The following is a 16591-nucleotide window of genomic DNA, read 5'->3' on the forward strand; positions in this document are numbered from 1 at the left end:
ATTTTAGATAGCAGTACTGTTAACTTTCGCCAGCTTACCTTCGGTGGCTTTAGCGGCGGCCCATTGCGGTTTTCCGCCGTGCAGGTGCTGCTTCAGCTGTGCCAGTTTATGATAAAATGGTGTAGGAGACTGTGCATGTTTGGGTTGGTAAGCACCCGTGACTACGGGGATGTACATCACCCTTCGGCGGCTTTTTTCGCCGGTGAAAGGTGATTGTTGTACACGGTGCCATAACCGGCCATCATGCACGGTAAGGTCGCCGGCTTCAATCTCAAAGCCGGTTTCCCGCTCGTCAGGCGTATGATCGATAAAATATTTTTTACGGAACAGCAGCCGGAAGAGACTTTGGTGGTGTGTGCCTGCGAGTACGCGCAGACCACCGTTTTCCAGCGGGCAGTCATCCAGATGGATGCCTACGTTGAGCATAGGCAGAATCCGTGTGCCGAGGAAAAGATCACGGGGACTGTCGGTATGCCATCCCAACTGCCGGAACTGGCTGCTGTCGGTATTTACATAGTGATTGATGACGAGGCCGTCTTTTTCATTTTCGCCAATGCGGCCATCATAAGGCGATAGCAGGTTGGTCAGCGCCAGGAGGCGTTCATCTTTCAGCAGCTCCCGCAGCGCATTGCTGTAGTGAGAGGCAAATGCGATGCGTTGTATCAGGGGCGTGCCGTTAATGTCGCTGCCAAATTTCAATGGGATGCCATTTACTTTTTCTACCTGGTTGCGCAGCAGGAAATCCTGTACCTGCGCTACTTCGCTTAAAATAAGAGACAACGATTCTTTGTCGAGGAAATTTTTAAACTGTATGATACCATGTTGCTGAAAATAGGTCAGTTGTGGGGCAGTGACAGTTTTCCCCAAATGAAATACGGGTTGGTTGTTCGTTTTCATGACGAGCAGATTTTGTAACAGTAAAAAATGAAGCTTTGAAACGATGCTATGTGTGCGGAAGTTGGTGGGGAAGACCGCAGCAGGGGAGAGCAGGATTAACAACAACAGGAGCAGGCAGCAGGTTGGCTGGCTGATAAAAGCCTTTGCAGGCGCAGGTTTAGATATCGAAGCTGATTTTCCATAATGGTAGATTTTATTAGTCTACTAATTCTGTAGACAAATGTAAGTAAAAAGATCTGATAAAAAATACAACGACCGGATGTTTTTTTTTCGATGATTGATAATGACGGGGTTAGCGGAGTTTTTCGAGATCTTCAGGGGTGTCGATGTCTATGATGCCATCAGGGAAGGGAACAGTAGTGACATCATCGGGGTGTTGCTGGATGATTTTTCTTGCGCCCTGTGGTGCTGTCAATGTCAGTAAAGCAGGGAAATATTTGCTGTTGAATACTACGGGCGTACCGGTGACAGCGCTGTAGGTACAGGCGGTGATGCCCTTGTTTTGCTGGTGATGTGTGGTGATCAGTTCCTCCAACAGGGCCGGGGTGATGAAAGGTTGGTCGCACAGGAGGATGAGGATGTCACTCACGTTGTTATCTATACGTATTATTTCACGGGTACCGGTTTGTATGGAGCTGCCCATGCCGCTTTCCCAGTTGGGGTTGATGACTACAGCGGCTTCACTATCCTGCATGTCAGGCAGGATAGTGTCTGCAAAGGCGCCCAGCACCACTACTACAGGGCGGGCAGTGGTCTGGTGTGTGGTGTGAATGATACGTTGCAGCAGGCTTTGTTGCTGAAAGCGGACCTGTTGTTTGGGTGTCCCCAAACGCCGGGAGGCGCCGGCAGCAAGGATGACCACGCCCGTACGCCTCATTATAATTGTTTTTGAATGACCTGTTGCCGGGTGCGCTGATGGATAACAGCCGGATTGTTACGCAGGGAATCACCGGGTGCGCCAGCCATGACTGCTTTTACTTCGCTGATGATGGAAAGGGCTATTTCTTCCGGTGCATCCGCGCCGATGTCCAATCCCACAGGACCGTATATACGTGCCTGTTGTTCCGGAGAGACCACGGTACCGGCATCTTCCATCTCCTGTAACATCCGTTGCAGTTTTCTGGCGGGCCCGAGTACGCCCGTATAGGGAAGGTGGTGAGGCAGCAATGCGGTCAGCAGGGCAATGTCGTAGTTGTAGTTATGCGTCATCAGCACTGCGGCGGTATAGTCGTCCGGTTGCAGGTGCTGCAGCACCTCTACCGGCTTGGCGACGATCACACGCGTAGCTTCCGGGAAACGTTGTTGCTGGGCATAAGCCGGGCGGCCATCCACCACGATGGTATGCCATCCCAGCACAGCAGCTATTTTCACCAGTGGCCGCACATCGTTGCCGGCGCCGGCAATGAGCAGCTGTAATGCCGGCGGATGCCAGGCAATGAGCGCGGTGACTTGTTCCTGACCGTTATCGTAGGTCTTCACAGCGGAACGCCGCGAAGTAAAGGCTGCACATACATCCGCCAGCACGGCGGTGCGCAGCGGTCCATCTTCGAGGTGTACCTGTCTTTCTCCGCCGTCAGTAATGAATATACAGGTGCCTGGTTGTGGGGCGGAACGTTGTTCAAGGTTAAATAGTGTAACCATTACCGTGGTATCCCGTCTGCCGGCATGTTGCTGCAGCAGTGTGAGTGGGTTCATGGAGAGGTGTGGCCCCAGCGGTTCCAGTAGGATGTGTATGATGCCGTTACAACCCAGTCCCACGCCGATAGTGGCATCATCTTCATCTGTTGTATCGTAGGTGACCAGCATGGGTTTTTGTTGCATCATGGCGAGTTGGGCTTTGCGCAACGCGTCGCCTTCGAGGCAGCCGCCGCTGATAGCGCCTGTTAATGCGCCGTTTTCGGTGATCAGCATGCGTGCGCCGGGCTGCCGGTAGGCTGAACCTTCCACGTGTACAACCGTGGCCAGGGCTGTTTGCAGGCCTTGCTGACTGGCGGCAAGGTACGCCTTCACAATATCTTCCAGCTCTTTCTGCATGGTATTAAATCAGTTTGTCGGGGGTGATGGGCAGGTCGCGGACCCGCTTGCCGGTGGCATTGAACACCGCGTTGGAAACAGCGGCAGCAAAGCCTATCAGAGCTATCTCGCCCATGCCTTTGGCCCCCATCGGGTTAATAACAGGATCTTTTTTATTGATAAACAACACATCTGTTGGCGGCGTATCAGCATTAACGGGAACATGATAGTCCGCATAGTTGTTGTTGACATAACGGCCGAAGCGGTGATCGATCAGGGCTTCTTCTGTGAGGGCCATGCCGATGCCGCCTACCACGCCACCGATCATCTGGCTGCGGGCCGTTTTGCTGTTCACTACGGTTCCTGAATCGGCCACGCTGACGATATGTTTAATCCGTACTACACCGGTAGCCGGATGTACCTGTACTTTGGCGAAATGAACAGAGAAGGAATACATGGCGTACTGTTTCCGTTCGTCGCCGGCCTGGGAAGTGGTGGTCACTACCAGCTCCGGCAGTTGTTGCTGTTGCAGTAGGGCAGCGTAGTCCAGCCGGGTGTTGCCGGCTACCAGCTGCCCGTCTTCATGTTGAATGTTTTCCGCTTTCAGGTCTTTGAACGCGGGGATATTGGCCGTGGCCAGTTCGCCCAGTTTCTGTTGCAGGTTGCGGCATACGTCGTTGACAGCGCTGCCGACGGTGGATACTGTAGAAGAGCCGCCCTGCCGGGGTGCTTCGGGGTATTCCGATTCTCCCAGCAGGAATTTTATTTTTTTAACATCGATGCCGGTAGCGTCGGCGGCTATCTGGACCATGGCAGTAGCGGTGCCCGGACCGATATCTGCGGCGGCGCTGCGGACCACAAGGGAACCATCGGCTTTGAGGGTGGCGCTGGCAGTGGCCCTGCCGCGCCCGGCGCCAAATACGCCGCTGCTCATACCATAACCTACCAGCCAGCCGTTCTCCTCCAGTTTACCGGGTGTCTGGCTGCGTTGCTGCCAGCCTATTTTAGCGGCGCCCATCTCATAGGCTTCCTTCAGGTATTTGCTGGAGTAAGGCAGGTTCCTTTCCGGATCTATATCAGCATGATTGACGAGGCGTAACTGTAACGGGTCCATATGAAGTTTATGGGCCAGTTCATCGATGGCGGATTCCAGTGCAAAAGCGCCGGTGGCTTCACCGGGGCCGCGCATCCATACCGGTGTGCTGAGATTGAGTGGTACCAGTTGGTAATGTGTGTTTACATTGGGACAGGCATACATCATGCGGCTCATGTTCACAATCGCTTCTGTAAAGTCTTCGTACGGCGATGTATTAGCCACCGCCTCATGTGTGATGCCGGTCAGCTTACCCTCGGCAGTAGCGCCGATGCCTATACGTTGTTTGGCTGCCGGGCGGTAGCCCACGAGGGTGAACATGTCCTTACGGGTGATAACCAGCTTTACCGGCTTGCGTATCTTCTTAGCTGCCAGGATAGTGGCGATTTCCATGGGCCATATACGCAGTGCCATGCCGAAAGCGCCTCCTACAAACTGGGAGTGTACGGTGATCTGGCTTTCCGGCAGCTGAAAGAGTGTTTTTAAACTTTGTTGCACGCTTTTTACGCCTTGTGTTTTGGCGTAGAGTGTCAGTTTATCGGGTGTTTCCCAGTGGGCGATGATGCCCGCCAGTTCCATCGGGTTGTGTACTTCGATGGGAATGTTGTATTCCGCTTCTACGCTGACCGGTGCTTTTTTCCAGGCATCTGCTTCGCCACGCAGGTAGTCTTTCATATTTTTATTTTGAAAGGCCTGGTCCATGCTGTGGGCCATATCAGTCTGATGAACTTCCTGTGCGTAGGTGACTTTCACCAGTGACGCAGCGTATACCGCGCGTTCCAGCGTATTGGCCACTACGATGGCCACTGGCTGACCGTTGGAATAGATACGGTCGTCATGGAATATTTTAAGTCCTTGTTTAGGATTGGGATTTTCCACTTTATAGCCGGGAACAGGTGGTGCGTTGAGGTGGGATACCACGTCGGCCACGCCGGGCGCCCTGAGCGCCTTTGTTGCGTCAATGGCGGTGATCCGGCCGCTGCTGACAGGGCTGCATACCAATGCGGCATACAGCATACCTTCCGGCTGATGGTCAGCAAAGTAGCGGGCGCCTCCGGTTACTTTGAGGCGGCCATCTACACGGTCCATGGATTGTCCTACTGTTTGCTTTTTCATACGGCAGCAGCTTTTTGTAAGGCGGTGACGATACTGTTCTGTGCCATGGGCACTTTGAATGCGTTGTGTTGGTAGGTGCGGGCTGATTGTGTAGCCACGGTGGCGGCTATACGGAAATTGTCCGCTGTGGGTGATTTCCCGATCAGTGTTTTTTCGGCTTCGTGCAGGCGCCAGGGTTTGTGGGCCACGCCACCCATCGCAAGACGGGCGCCGCGGATAGTATTGTTGCTGATATCCAGTGCCGCTGCCACAGACACGAGGGCAAAAGCATAGGAGGCGCGGTCACGTACTTTCAGGTAATATACGTTTTGGGTGAAGGGGCTGTGCGGTATCTCTATACCGGTGATCAGTTCTCCTTTACCGAGGTTATTGTCTTTGTCGGGTGTATTGCCAGGCAGCCGGTGGAATTCACCGAAGGGAATACGGCGGTTGCCTTTAGGGCCGGCCACCAGTACGGTAGCATCGAGCGCCACGAGGGCAATGCACATATCGCTGGGGTGTACAGCGATGCACTGGTCGCTGGCGCCGAAGATGGCGTGCATCCGGTTGATACCGCCAATAGCGCTGCATCCGCTGCCGGGCGTTCTTTTATTGCACGGCATGGTGATATCATAGAAGTAGCTGCAGCGGGTACGTTGCATCATATTGCCGCCGGTAGTGGCCATGTTGCGCAGCTGCTGCGAAGCACCGGCCAGCAGGACCTGTGATAGCAACGGGTGGTGTGTTTTTACCAGCGGATGCGCGGCCACCTCGCTGTTGAGCGTCAGTGCGCCGATATGCAGGATGTTATTGTTCAGCGTAATATTCTTCAGCGGCAGCCGGTTGATGTCTACCAGCTTCTCCGGCGCCAATACGCCGTTTTTCATCAGGTCGAGCAGATTGGTGCCGCCGGCAATGAAACGGGCGGAACTGTCCCTGGTAATGGCGTCGATGGCGGCCTGCTGACTGGCGGGCCTTACATAGGAAAACTGGTTCATACGGTATGCCCTCCCTGTTTTACTTCCGTAATAGCTGCCACGATATTGTCGTAAGCACCGCAGCGGCAGATGTTCCCACTCATGAATTCGCGTATCTCTTCCGGAGAGCCTGCATGCCCTTCGCGGATACAGGCCACGGCCGACATGATCTGGCCGGGCGTACAATAACCGCACTGGAAGCCATCATGTTTGATAAAAGCTTCCTGTACGGGGTGTAAGGTATCTCCCTGTGCAAGGCCTTCGATGGTGGTAATTTTTTTCCCTTCCTGCATCACGGCGAGGGTAAGGCAGGAGTTGATACGCTGACCATTGACATGTACGGTACAGGCGCCACATTGACCGTGGTCGCAGCCTTTTTTGGTGCCTGTCAGGTGCAGCTGTTCACGCAGCAGGTCGAGCAGGGTCACCCTGGGTTCAACAGAGAGCTGGTAAGCTTTTCCATTGATTTCCATGCTGACCGGCATTTTCTCAAAGAGACCGGCGATCGTTTCATCATGTTCGCCTGCTTTTACGACCAATGGTGGCGTGAGTGCGAGGGCCATCAACGCGGAAGATTGTTTCAGGAAGTCACGCCTGGCTTCGTGCTTGTCCTTTTTACCCGGGCATGACGGGTTTTCGTTTGGTGCTTGTGACATAGACACAAGGGTTTTATTCAGCAATAAGGTACAAATATTTAGGAATTTTTTGATTGACGATTTTGGGATTGGGGGAATGGATAAAAGAGGAAGACCGAAGCGATCTATTACTCGCTTCGGTCTTCTTATAAAAATCAAAAAATCGAAAATCAAAAAATTCCTACATATCCTCTAGTAGCCAGGATTTTGACCAAGGCTTTTGTTGATATCTCTTTCTTTCTGCGGAACAGGCCAGAGGTAATCTCTTTGCGGATTGAAGTTACGCTGTTCAGCCACCACATGGTTGCCGGTCAGTGTCACTTTACCGGTGTTGGCGTCTACGGTGCCCAGGCGGGTACCATATACGGTACCGGTCCTAACGGTGGGGCCTATCTGCCAACGCTGGATATCATACCAGCGAAGACCTTCCAGCGCCAGCTCCACGCGGCGCTCCCGGCGGATAAGTGTACGCAGCGAAGCGATATTGTTGTAAACAGTGCGGTCTACCGCAGGCATACCGGCGCGGGTGCGGATATCGTCCAGTGCCTGATATACGCTGTTGTCCATCACACCTGATTCTATTTGTGCTTCAGCGTAGGTGAGCAGTACTTCTGCATAACGGATCACGATGATATTCACACCGGTGTTCCACATATCAGGGAAGTCTGACAGAAAAGGAACAAACTTCCTTACCAGGTAACCGGTGGGGGAGTTGTTGCCTTCGCTGTAATAATCACCGCTGCCTGAAGTAATAGGATCGTAGAATTTACCGCTGTACTGTAATCCCGGATATACAACGTTAGCGGCTAAACGAGGATCTCTGTTGACATATGGATTGTCTTCACTGTAACCGGAAGTAGGATCATCAATTGTTTTACCATTGGCCATTTCGAAGGCATCTACCAGTGACTGGGTAGGACTAAGTGAAGCCCATCCGCCATAACCGGAAGAAGGCAGGATACCCAGGTCGCCATTGCTGTTATCTTTTTCGTTGGCTTTGTATTGAACATCGAGGATGACCTCTTTGTTGTTTTCGAAATCCTGACGGAAAAGATCTGTGTAATTGGGATAAAGGCCATAACCGAGTGCCATTACTTTTTTACAGTCTTCGATGGCGGCAGCGTAGTTTTTGTCAAACAACGCTACGCGTGCTCTCAGTGCCAAAGCGGCTCCTTTGGTGATACGTCCTAAGTCACTGCCGGAATACTTGTCTGGCAGTATCAGAGCAATGGCTGCCAGTTCATCGGTGATAAATTTGCGGACCTCTGCGCGAGGTGTTCTGCTGATGGTGTTAGCTTCCTGTACGCTCAGGTTTTTTACTGACAGCGGAACGTCGCCGTAGAGTTGTGTCAGGATGAAGTATCGGTATGCGCGCAGGAAGCGGGCTTCTGCCTTGAAACGGTTTTTCAGGTTGTCGGCAATAGTGGCTTTATCCACGTTTTCGATGAACCAGTTACATCTCTGGATAGTGACATAATCCCACTGGTTGGCAACCTGAGGGTCGGTAGCGGTGGCTGTTCCGTTGCCTAGGTGCTGGTAGTTGTCCCATGGCCACTGACTGTAGCTGTTGTCGCTTATCGCGTCCATATAGAGGATGCTGGAGCTGGTTTCCCAGTTTTTGTAACATCCGCTGAGAGCGGCAACTGCGGCAGCTTCGGTAGTCCACAGCGATTCATTGCTATAGCCATCGGAAGGAGATTTGTCCAGAAAATCTTTCTGACAGGCGGTTTGTGTCAGCACACCTGCGAGCAGTATATAGAGAAGGTTTCTTTTCATGATCATGATTTTTCGTAACGGTTAAAAACTAACATTCACGCCAAAAGTGTGCACTTTCACCTGCGGGTAGTAATAAATACTGCTGCTGATGGAGGCTTCCGGATCTACCCATTTATAGAGATGGTCAAACGTGAGGATGTTCTGGCCGCTATAGTAGAAGCGCAGTTTGGTCAGGCCAATCCGTTTGATCATTTTTTCCGGGAGAGAATAACCTACTTGCAGGTTTTTGAGGCGCAGGTAGGAACCATCTTTTACCCAAAAGGAAGAAGGGGTACCGCTGGGATCATTTTGTTTATAGTTAGACCAGGCCCGTGGCATGGGAGCATTCGGGTTGTCCGCTGTCCAGGTGTCGAGGAATGCGGAAGTAGGTTTGTTCGCATTACCGCCGATAGCACCGATCTTGCCCCCGTCATAATAATTTTTTACACCAGCAGCACCCTGTAGGAATATACCGAGATCAAAGTTTTTCCAGGAGGCGCTAAGGTTCAGGCCAAAGGTCACTTTCGGGAAATAGTTACCCAGGTATTGTCTGTCGTCTCCCGTGATCTTACCATCGCCGTTTATGTCGCGGTATTTGATGTCACCAGGTGCAGTAGTCGGTAACTGGGTGGGTGAATTTTTTACTTCTTCTTTTGACTGGAAGATTCCGTCTGCGATATAGCCATAAAGTGAGCTGACAGGATAGCCTACCTGTTGGAACGTATATCCGCTGGTGATAGGGCCGGAACCATGGAGGTCGGTAACTTCGTTATGAATAAATGCTGTGTTGAAAGCGGCGTTGTAGGTAAAGTCGCCTTTGGTATCGCCGTAGCTCAGCACAAATTCCCAACCCCGGTTCAATATTGCACCGGCATTTTGAGCGGGTGCTTTGAAGCCGTAAACTGCGCCTACCGGTATGGCGAGCAGGATGTTGTTGGTCACTTTATTGAAATAGTCGGCGGAGAAATTCAGCTTGCCGTTGAAGAAGCCTGCATCAATACCAACACCTGTTTCTGTGGTGCTTTCCCATTTGATATCGGGATTGGCGCCGTTAACCGGTGCCACGCCCGGCATTACGCCAGCTGCTGTTCCGCCCAGTACATAGTTCTGGTTACCGGAAACGGTGAAAATATATGGGTAGTATGGATAGGTGGGATAAGCAACATCATCTATGCCTTTGATGTACTGATTACCCAGCATGCCCCAGGATGCTCTGAGTTTCAGGTTGGACACTACCGGTTTCAGTGCATCGAAGAATGCCTCCCTGTCAATGTTCCAGCCGGCGGAGAAGGAAGGGAAGGTTCCCCATCTGTTGTTCTTGGCAAAGCGGGAAGACCCGTCATATCGCAGGTTGGCTTCCAGCAGGTATTTACCATCGAAGTCGTAGTTGATTCTACCGAACCAGGAACGCAGGCCCAGCTGATAGCCATAGTTGAGTGCATATTGTCCTTCGGTAGCGCCAAGGTTAAGGTCTGTGAGCTCATTGTTAAGATATCCTTTACGGTAGCCTTCATCGAAGGTGTATTTTGTTTGTTCCTGAGAGAAACCGCCCAGTATTTTGAAATTGTGTTTGCTGAAGGATTTGGTATATTCCAGCAAAGCCTGTTGTGTAACGGTGTTGCTGAAATTACTCTGATCGGTAACAGAGCTGGGGCCCTGATAGAAGGTCTTATCCCCGTTGGCATTATAATACTGCTGATCAGCCCTGAACTTTTTAATGCTGCCGATCTTCATGATATACGCCAGGGAGGGCTTGAAGTGTAGGTTTTTTACGATTTCCCAGTCTACGCCTACATTACCTACGAGGTCATAGTAGGAATAGGTGTTCAGGCTGTTGCCTTCCAGCCAGGCCATGGGATTACCATCGCCGATAGCGCCATACTGGCCGTTGGCATACTTATACGGTATGCGCGGGTTGATCCTGTTGATCTGCCTTACCAACTGTTGAAAATCGCCGGTGTAAGGGTTGGACGGCTCTTTCTGACCGGTGGAAGTAAAACCGATATTGGCGTTTACTTTCACGTGGTTGGCCACTTCGGAAGTGATGTTAAGACGGGTGGTATATCTTTTGGCGTTGGTTTTCTTTACAATACCATTTTCGTCAAAGAGGCCGAGAGACAGTGCGTACTGTGTTTTCTCCGTTCCGCCGGTGAGTCCGAGATAATGATTTTGCTGGATGCCGCTGCCTTTATAGAAGAGGCCTTGCCAGTCAGTATTCGGATAGTTGTAAGGGTCGGAGCCGTCTTTGTATTTAGCGATTTGTGCTGCGGTGTATTTAGCTGAACCACCTTCATTGATGGAGGCTTGATTTTCCAGTTCAGCTACCTGCCAGGAGGGCAGGAAGTCTGCCAGGCCAGTGGCTTTCTGTTTCCCTACATAAGCGTTATAAGTAAGCTGCGGAGCCCCTTTTTTGCCTTGTTTGGTAGTGATGAGGATTACACCGTTGGCTGCACGGGAACCATAGATAGCTGCAGAGGCAGCGTCTTTCAGCACTGACATGGAGGCAACATCGTCCGGGTTGATATTGTTCAGGTTGGCCACGTTGGTCACCACTCCGTCGATTACAATCACAGGGTCGCTGGTGTTGAGCGTACCGATACCGCGGATACGGATTTTAGCGCCATCAGCACCTGGCTGACCGCTGTTGGCAGCCATTACTGTTACGCCGGGCATAGTACCCTGTAAAGCGTTGCTGACGCTGGTAACGGGCCTGTTGGCGAGTTCCTTGCTGCCGATGCTGGACACGGCGCCGGTGAGGTTGGCTTTTTTCTGGACGCCGTAACCTACTACTACCAGCTGTTTCAGGGAGGCTACGTCGGACTGCAGGATGATATTGAGATGTGTTTTCCCTTTTAGGCTGATTTCCTGTGCGGTGTAGCCGATGCTGGTGATAGTCACCACTGCATTTTCATCTACGCCGGCGATCTGGAACTCCCCGTTAGGGTTGGTGATAGCGCCTTTGGTGGTGCCTTTCACCATTACGGAAGCACCGGGGATGGCTGTACCGGTTTCGTCTACCACTTTGCCGGAGATGGTTACCGGCGGCGGGGTATTACTCACTTCTGCTTTTATGTTTTTTTCCGTTTTTTCATTACGGGTGATGAATACCGTATTTCCCTGTACCTCGTAGCTGAGGGACTGGTGTTGGAGCACCATGTCCATAGCAGCTTGCAGGGAAGCGTTTTTCAGTTCCACAGTTACCGGTGACGTGTTTTTCAGGTCTTCCCGGTCGTAGAAGAACGCATAGCCGGTCTGCTGGCGGATGACGTTCAGCACTTTCTGGAGGCTGGCTGCACGGGCAGACCAGGTGACGGTTTGGGCGCTGGTGGCAGCGCTCACCTGTAAAATAGCCGTCAGGAGCAGAAGAGAAGTTAGCTTCATAACTAACAAAAGTTTGTTGAACAGCCCGGCCTTTTTTGGATGACAACCGGGTCCGGAATTACAAATAGCCTTTACTTGCATACTTTTGCAATGTTTGGTTGAATTAATAAAGAATGTTTACCGACTTGTTTGTTGGTTTAACTGAACTAAGGCCGGGGTTCTGACGCCAATCTTTACCCCCGGCTTATTTCATTTAAGTACATGGGAATACCTCTATGTTAGCCTGAATTGATCATTGTTCCTGTTTTGTTTTTCATCGTTCTTTATAAAGGTTATGGCTGGATAACAATCCGGTGGCCATCTTCTATTCTATATTTTATTCTTGTTTTTGACAGTCCTTTCAGTACCTGTGAGAGGGTGAGGCTGCGGCCTATCTCCCCGTTAAATACGCGATCGGGTATTTTGCCTTCGTAGCTGACCTCCAGGTTGTACCAGCGGGACAGTTCCCGCATCACCGTGGGCAGGTCAGCGTTGGTGAAGGAGAAGTACCCTTCTTTCCATGCCGTGATGGCAGACAGGTCTACCTGGTCAGCCACCTGTACATCGGTATGCCCTACCCTTGCCTGTTGCCCCGGTTTCAGCACCAATTGGCGGTTGTGGGCAGACACCCGGATGGCGCCTTCCACGAGGGTGGTATTGATAGTGGCTTCGTCTGTATATGCATTGATATTAAAATGAGTGCCCAATACTTCCACGGTGGTGTTGTTAGCCGCTACGCGGAAGGGCATGGCAGCGTTTTTCGCCACGTCAAAAAAGGCTTCGCCTGTTACGCTCACTTTCCTTTCCTGGCCGGTGAAGGCGGTGGGGTAGGTGATGGACGAACCGGCGTTGAGCCATACTTTGGAGCCATCGGGGAGGATGAGGCTGTATTGCCCGCCGAGTGGTGTGCTCATGGTATTGTACAGTATTTTCCCCTGACTGGTGCCGGAAGCATCATATACCAATTGGCCATTGGCCAGTTTGGTGACTTTGCTGCTGCCTTGTTGTGCCAGTACGCCATTGGTGGCGCTGTCGAGTGTTATTTGTGAGCCGTCGCTGAGGGTGAGTACCGCTTTGTTGCCGCCGGGGGCCACGTCAGGTGTGGCTTGTGCATGTACCGGCGCCGGTGTTTTAGCGGGTTGCAGCCACCACCAGGTGCCGCCGGCCAGTAGTAACAAGCTGGCAGCGGCCACCCATCTCCAGCGGAGGAGCTTTATGCGGGCGGTATGCTGTGACTTGTCGGCGGCGAGGATATCGGTAACGAGCTGTTGCCATTCCGCAGGGTCGTTGCTGTCCGGGGCCGTGGGCCCGTGGAAGGCTTCTATCTGCGCATTGACCATACCCGTTTCATCTGCCTGGATGATCTCCAGCAGTTCCGTGTATTCCTCTTGCGTGGCGAGGCGTTGGCGGGCCTGTGATAATAAATATATCAGTCTTTCAGTATCTGGCAATGACGTGGTTTTAGTATCGCGTGAACGTTGGATTTTGGTGTGGGACGACCCGGTTGCAAGGGGCTCCCTGCATATACGTACCGTGAGCTATGCGATAGTACCTATCGATCTGAAAAAAAATTTAAAAAAAGTAGGAGAGGCTGTAAGAAAGCAGCATCAAAGGGATACTAATACCATGTCTGAGCAGGTATTCCCGGATGGTGCGGAGGGAGCGTACCAGTGAATTTTTGACAGTTTGAACCGAGATGTCCAGCTGTCCTGCTATATCGGCGATTTTCAGGCCGCTTTCCCGGCTGAGGAGGTATATTTTCATGGCCTGCGGCGGCAGCTGTGCGATGGCTTCCCGTATTAGCCGGGATGTTTCGGAGAGGGACAGGTTTTCCTCCGTGATGTTGGTGTATTCGTCTTCGCTCCAGGACAACTGGTGACGGGCTTTTTCCCGGACGCCCTGTTTTTGCAGCCAGCTGTAGGAGCGGTGGTAAGTCATTTTAAAGATCCAGTTACGGGGGCTGCTGACAGCGGAGAGTTTATCGCGTCCCATCCAGAGGCCGAGGAATATTTCCTGGATGATATCTTTTACCGGCGCTTCTTCCTGGATGATCTGCAGGATGACAGGCCTGATGCGGGGCACATAGAGATGAAACAGAGCTTCAAACGCTGTCTCGTCCCCTTCCGCGATCCGGTCAAATAATATCGTCTCCTGTGCTACGTCGTTCTGCATCCTGCGTCAGATACTAATCAATCAATTATTGGCCCCGGTGAGGTCATTAACAAAAAATGATGATGGGTACAACAGTGTAATGAAAGAAAATGCAACCGGGGTTGTCAAAGATAACATGATAAATCGGTAAAAACACCAGAACGTTTTAGCTGAGGGGATGTGGGAGACCAGGGGCCTGTGCTTTGATTATTGCAGGCTGAGGCTTAAGTATGGTAACGTAGGTAATAATTATTGATTTTCAGGGAAGTAGCCATTGCTGCGGGATATTTATGGACCAGGTTGTTTTCCAGCGCTTCCGCCATTGCTGTCTGGAGATACATTGTACCCCAGGACTGAAGCCCTGGGGGTTCCTGGGACTATAGTTTGCCGGCATTCCGGGTTTCGAAATCCTGTATTTCCTGTTGCAGGCGGCGTTTCTGAAGGAGGTACGTTTTAAGGTCCATCTGTGATTTTTCAGCTTCCAGCGCGGAAAGGGCCTGGTGCAGCTTAATCCATTCGTTGCGCAGCAGGTTTTTCTCTGAGTGGCGGGCGGCTATAAAAGCCGGGGCTTCCCGTAACACTTCGAGGGAGTAGCCTTGTTGCGCCCATTGAAGGAAATCGTCGCTGAGAACGTCCATGCATTCGGGGTCGAGGGCGCCGTATCCGGTAATGTATACTGTCAGCGTGGGCTGGGTGGTATGGAGGAAGATACCGCGGCCCCCGCTATCGTCCGCGATGCTGAGATAGCCGGGAAGGTAACGTTGTACCTGGTAGTCCTCGTTTCTGGTCACGAGGTCGTCGGTGCCGTAGAGGTTCACCAGGTCGGTGACGAGGCGGCTTTCCTGCAGTTGTTCTGTTTCGAGGAAGCGGGCATAAGCACCCGGCAGGGTGATGCCGAGTGCTGTTGTTATCCGGGAAAGTATCTTATCCATTGCTTTTGAGATGGGCCAGCCATTGTTGGGCAAATTCATTGTCCGGCTCGAGGGCCAGCACTTTTTCAAAGGAATCAATGGCCAGTGGCACATCTTCCATTTGATAGAAAAGGATGGCACGGTTGAGATGTACATAACTGTTGTCCGGAGCGATGGCCAGCGCTTTGTTGTAGCTGGCGAGGGCTTCTTCGTAGTTTTCGGCCAACATGTACAGCGAGCCCATGTTTACGAGCAGACCGGGTTCGTTGGGGGCCAGCTCAACGCCTTTTATGGCGTATTGCAGCCCTTGTAACAGGCGCGCTTCAATACTTTTCTGCGTGGCTTCGTCATAGCCATTGTCTTCCATGGAGGAGATGCTTTGATGGATACCTTCCAGCAGGTTTCTCACTTCGTTGTCATACCAGCTGGCGGTCTTCTCCACCTCCTGTGTAAAGGGAACAGCTTCGAGGTCTATGTCTTTATCCAGTTCTGCGGCTGTTTTCATTTTCCCTTTGGCGGGAGCGTACCACCATTCGCAGAATTTGCCGAGTTCACCGCCTTGGGGCAGTTCATCAACCGGTGGCAGTCCTTCTTCATAGATGGCGTCGTTGGCTACCACATGGTCCAGTATTTCTTTCAGGGCTTCCTGGTCGATGGGTTCATTTTCCTGTTCGGCAGCCATTACCATATAGGGCAGCAGCTGGTACCAGCTGGCGAGCACGTCGCGGTATTGCTGCTGTGCAGCGTTGGCCGCAACGATGCGGGCCATGGTGAAAACATCGAACAGTTGCGGTGGCACTGCGTCGGCGCCTTGCAGGGTGCCGTTGGCCACAAATGCTTCCCACAGGGTGGAACCGGCATCGCAGTACAGGATATAACGCTGCTGTTGCTGGTCGAAGTGGGCGTATCCGGCCACGGGATTGGTTTCAGCGTCCCATTCTTTCTCCGGTTCGGTGTAAATGAAACTGAATTTTTGGGCGGCGGCGAGACCATCCAGCAATGCCTGATGTTGCGCATAGGCGGGATGATCGGTTATCGGGAACGTATACACGAAACGGTGCTGTATCAGGATGTCCATCACCCGGAAATGGGTAAAGCCGGTATCAAACTGCGATTGCAGTTCATACAGACTGTAAAAGAGGCTTCTGCGGTCCAGTGAATCATCCTGGCTTTCATGCAGGCAGTAAACGGACATTTCCACCAGGGATTCTATTTCATGCATCGACATATCTTAGTTCGCTTTGTTTGAAATGCGAAAGTACGTCATTATGGAAAAAGCGCCGGGGGGCATCTGATTTAAAAAAATGTTATGAAAAACGTCCTGCTCCCTATAATTAAATTATGCCTGGTAGGCTGTAGCCTGCTGCTTTATTTCGGCAATTTTTTTGAATTACGGATGTACGAACTGGAATACGAGTGGCTGAAAGAGCTGGTGACTGGCCGGGTTGACTGGCGCGATGGTTGGTTGCTGCGTGTTTGTTTAACATTATTACTGGTATCACAGGCAGGGATATTACTGAGTATCCGGGTGCCGATGCGGCTGACGTGGCAGGTAGTTTTTGCGAGTGGCCTGATAGCTTGTGTGGTGGGATTGTCGGCTTTTATCGGACAGTTTATCCTGACAGTGTCCTGGGTATTACTGGGAATGCTGTATGCCGCCTTGCTGGTGGGATTGGTACCCCGGGCCGTAGCCCGGGGCTGAGG

13 protein-coding genes are annotated in these 16591 nt (G+C 51.9%); 1 reads left to right on the top strand and 12 read right to left on the bottom strand.

Annotated elements, in window-relative coordinates; all coding sequences use genetic code 11:
* Positions 1-3: 3 nt before the first annotated feature.
* The 12 genes from HHL17_RS31890 to HHL17_RS31945 form a co-directional block, all read right to left on the bottom strand.
* The gene (locus tag HHL17_RS31890) at positions 4-897 is read right to left on the bottom strand and encodes a phytanoyl-CoA dioxygenase family protein (RefSeq protein ID WP_169228846.1); all 894 of its coding nucleotides are present in this window, start codon (positions 895-897) and stop codon (positions 4-6) included.
* 292 nt (positions 898-1189) lie between these two features.
* Entirely contained in the window at positions 1190-1774 is a 585-nt protein-coding gene (locus HHL17_RS31895) for a nucleotidyltransferase family protein (RefSeq protein ID WP_169228847.1), read from the bottom strand.
* Complete coding sequence (locus tag HHL17_RS31900; RefSeq protein WP_169228848.1) at positions 1774-2931, bottom strand: XdhC family protein; 1158 nt, start codon at positions 2929-2931, stop codon at positions 1774-1776. The genes HHL17_RS31895 and HHL17_RS31900 overlap by 1 nt, the downstream gene beginning before the upstream one ends.
* Before the next feature lie 4 nt (positions 2932-2935).
* Entirely contained in the window at positions 2936-5119 is a 2184-nt protein-coding gene (locus tag HHL17_RS31905; protein WP_169228849.1) for a xanthine dehydrogenase family protein molybdopterin-binding subunit, read from the bottom strand.
* Positions 5116-6096 carry an FAD binding domain-containing protein gene (locus tag HHL17_RS31910; protein WP_169228850.1) on the bottom strand — a complete coding sequence of 327 codons (981 nt, stop codon included), beginning with the start codon at positions 6094-6096 and terminating at the stop codon, positions 5116-5118. The genes HHL17_RS31905 and HHL17_RS31910 overlap by 4 nt, the downstream gene beginning before the upstream one ends.
* The gene (locus tag HHL17_RS31915) at positions 6093-6731 is read right to left on the bottom strand and encodes a (2Fe-2S)-binding protein (RefSeq protein ID WP_169228851.1); all 639 of its coding nucleotides are present in this window, start codon (positions 6729-6731) and stop codon (positions 6093-6095) included. Before HHL17_RS31915 ends, HHL17_RS31910 begins: the two co-directional genes overlap by 4 nt.
* 171 nt (positions 6732-6902) lie before the next feature.
* Complete coding sequence (locus HHL17_RS31920; protein WP_169228852.1) at positions 6903-8486, bottom strand: RagB/SusD family nutrient uptake outer membrane protein; 1584 nt, start codon at positions 8484-8486, stop codon at positions 6903-6905.
* Between the two features lie 21 nt (positions 8487-8507).
* Positions 8508-11846, bottom strand: a complete 3339-nt coding sequence (locus HHL17_RS31925; protein ID WP_169228853.1) for a TonB-dependent receptor — start codon at positions 11844-11846, stop codon at positions 8508-8510.
* 272 nt (positions 11847-12118) lie between these two features.
* A complete protein-coding gene (locus HHL17_RS31930; RefSeq protein WP_169228854.1) occupies positions 12119-13276 on the bottom strand; it encodes a FecR family protein in 1158 nt (385 codons plus the stop codon).
* 121 nt (positions 13277-13397) lie between these two features.
* Complete coding sequence (locus tag HHL17_RS31935) at positions 13398-13997, bottom strand: RNA polymerase sigma factor (RefSeq protein ID WP_169228855.1); 600 nt, start codon at positions 13995-13997, stop codon at positions 13398-13400.
* A gap of 356 nt (positions 13998-14353) precedes the next feature.
* The gene (locus HHL17_RS31940; RefSeq protein WP_169228856.1) at positions 14354-14908 is read right to left on the bottom strand and encodes a hypothetical protein; all 555 of its coding nucleotides are present in this window, start codon (positions 14906-14908) and stop codon (positions 14354-14356) included.
* Positions 14901-16115, bottom strand: a complete 1215-nt coding sequence (locus HHL17_RS31945) for a tetratricopeptide repeat protein (protein ID WP_169228857.1) — start codon at positions 16113-16115, stop codon at positions 14901-14903. Before HHL17_RS31945 ends, HHL17_RS31940 begins: the two co-directional genes overlap by 8 nt.
* Before the next feature lie 81 nt (positions 16116-16196).
* Between HHL17_RS31945 and HHL17_RS31950 the strand changes: the two genes are divergently transcribed.
* Entirely contained in the window at positions 16197-16589 is a 393-nt protein-coding gene (locus HHL17_RS31950; RefSeq protein WP_169228858.1) for a hypothetical protein, read from the top strand.
* Positions 16590-16591: the final 2 nt, after the last annotated feature.

This window comes from Chitinophaga fulva, from assembly GCF_012927205.1.
Lineage (GTDB): Bacteria > Bacteroidota > Bacteroidia > Chitinophagales > Chitinophagaceae > Chitinophaga > Chitinophaga fulva.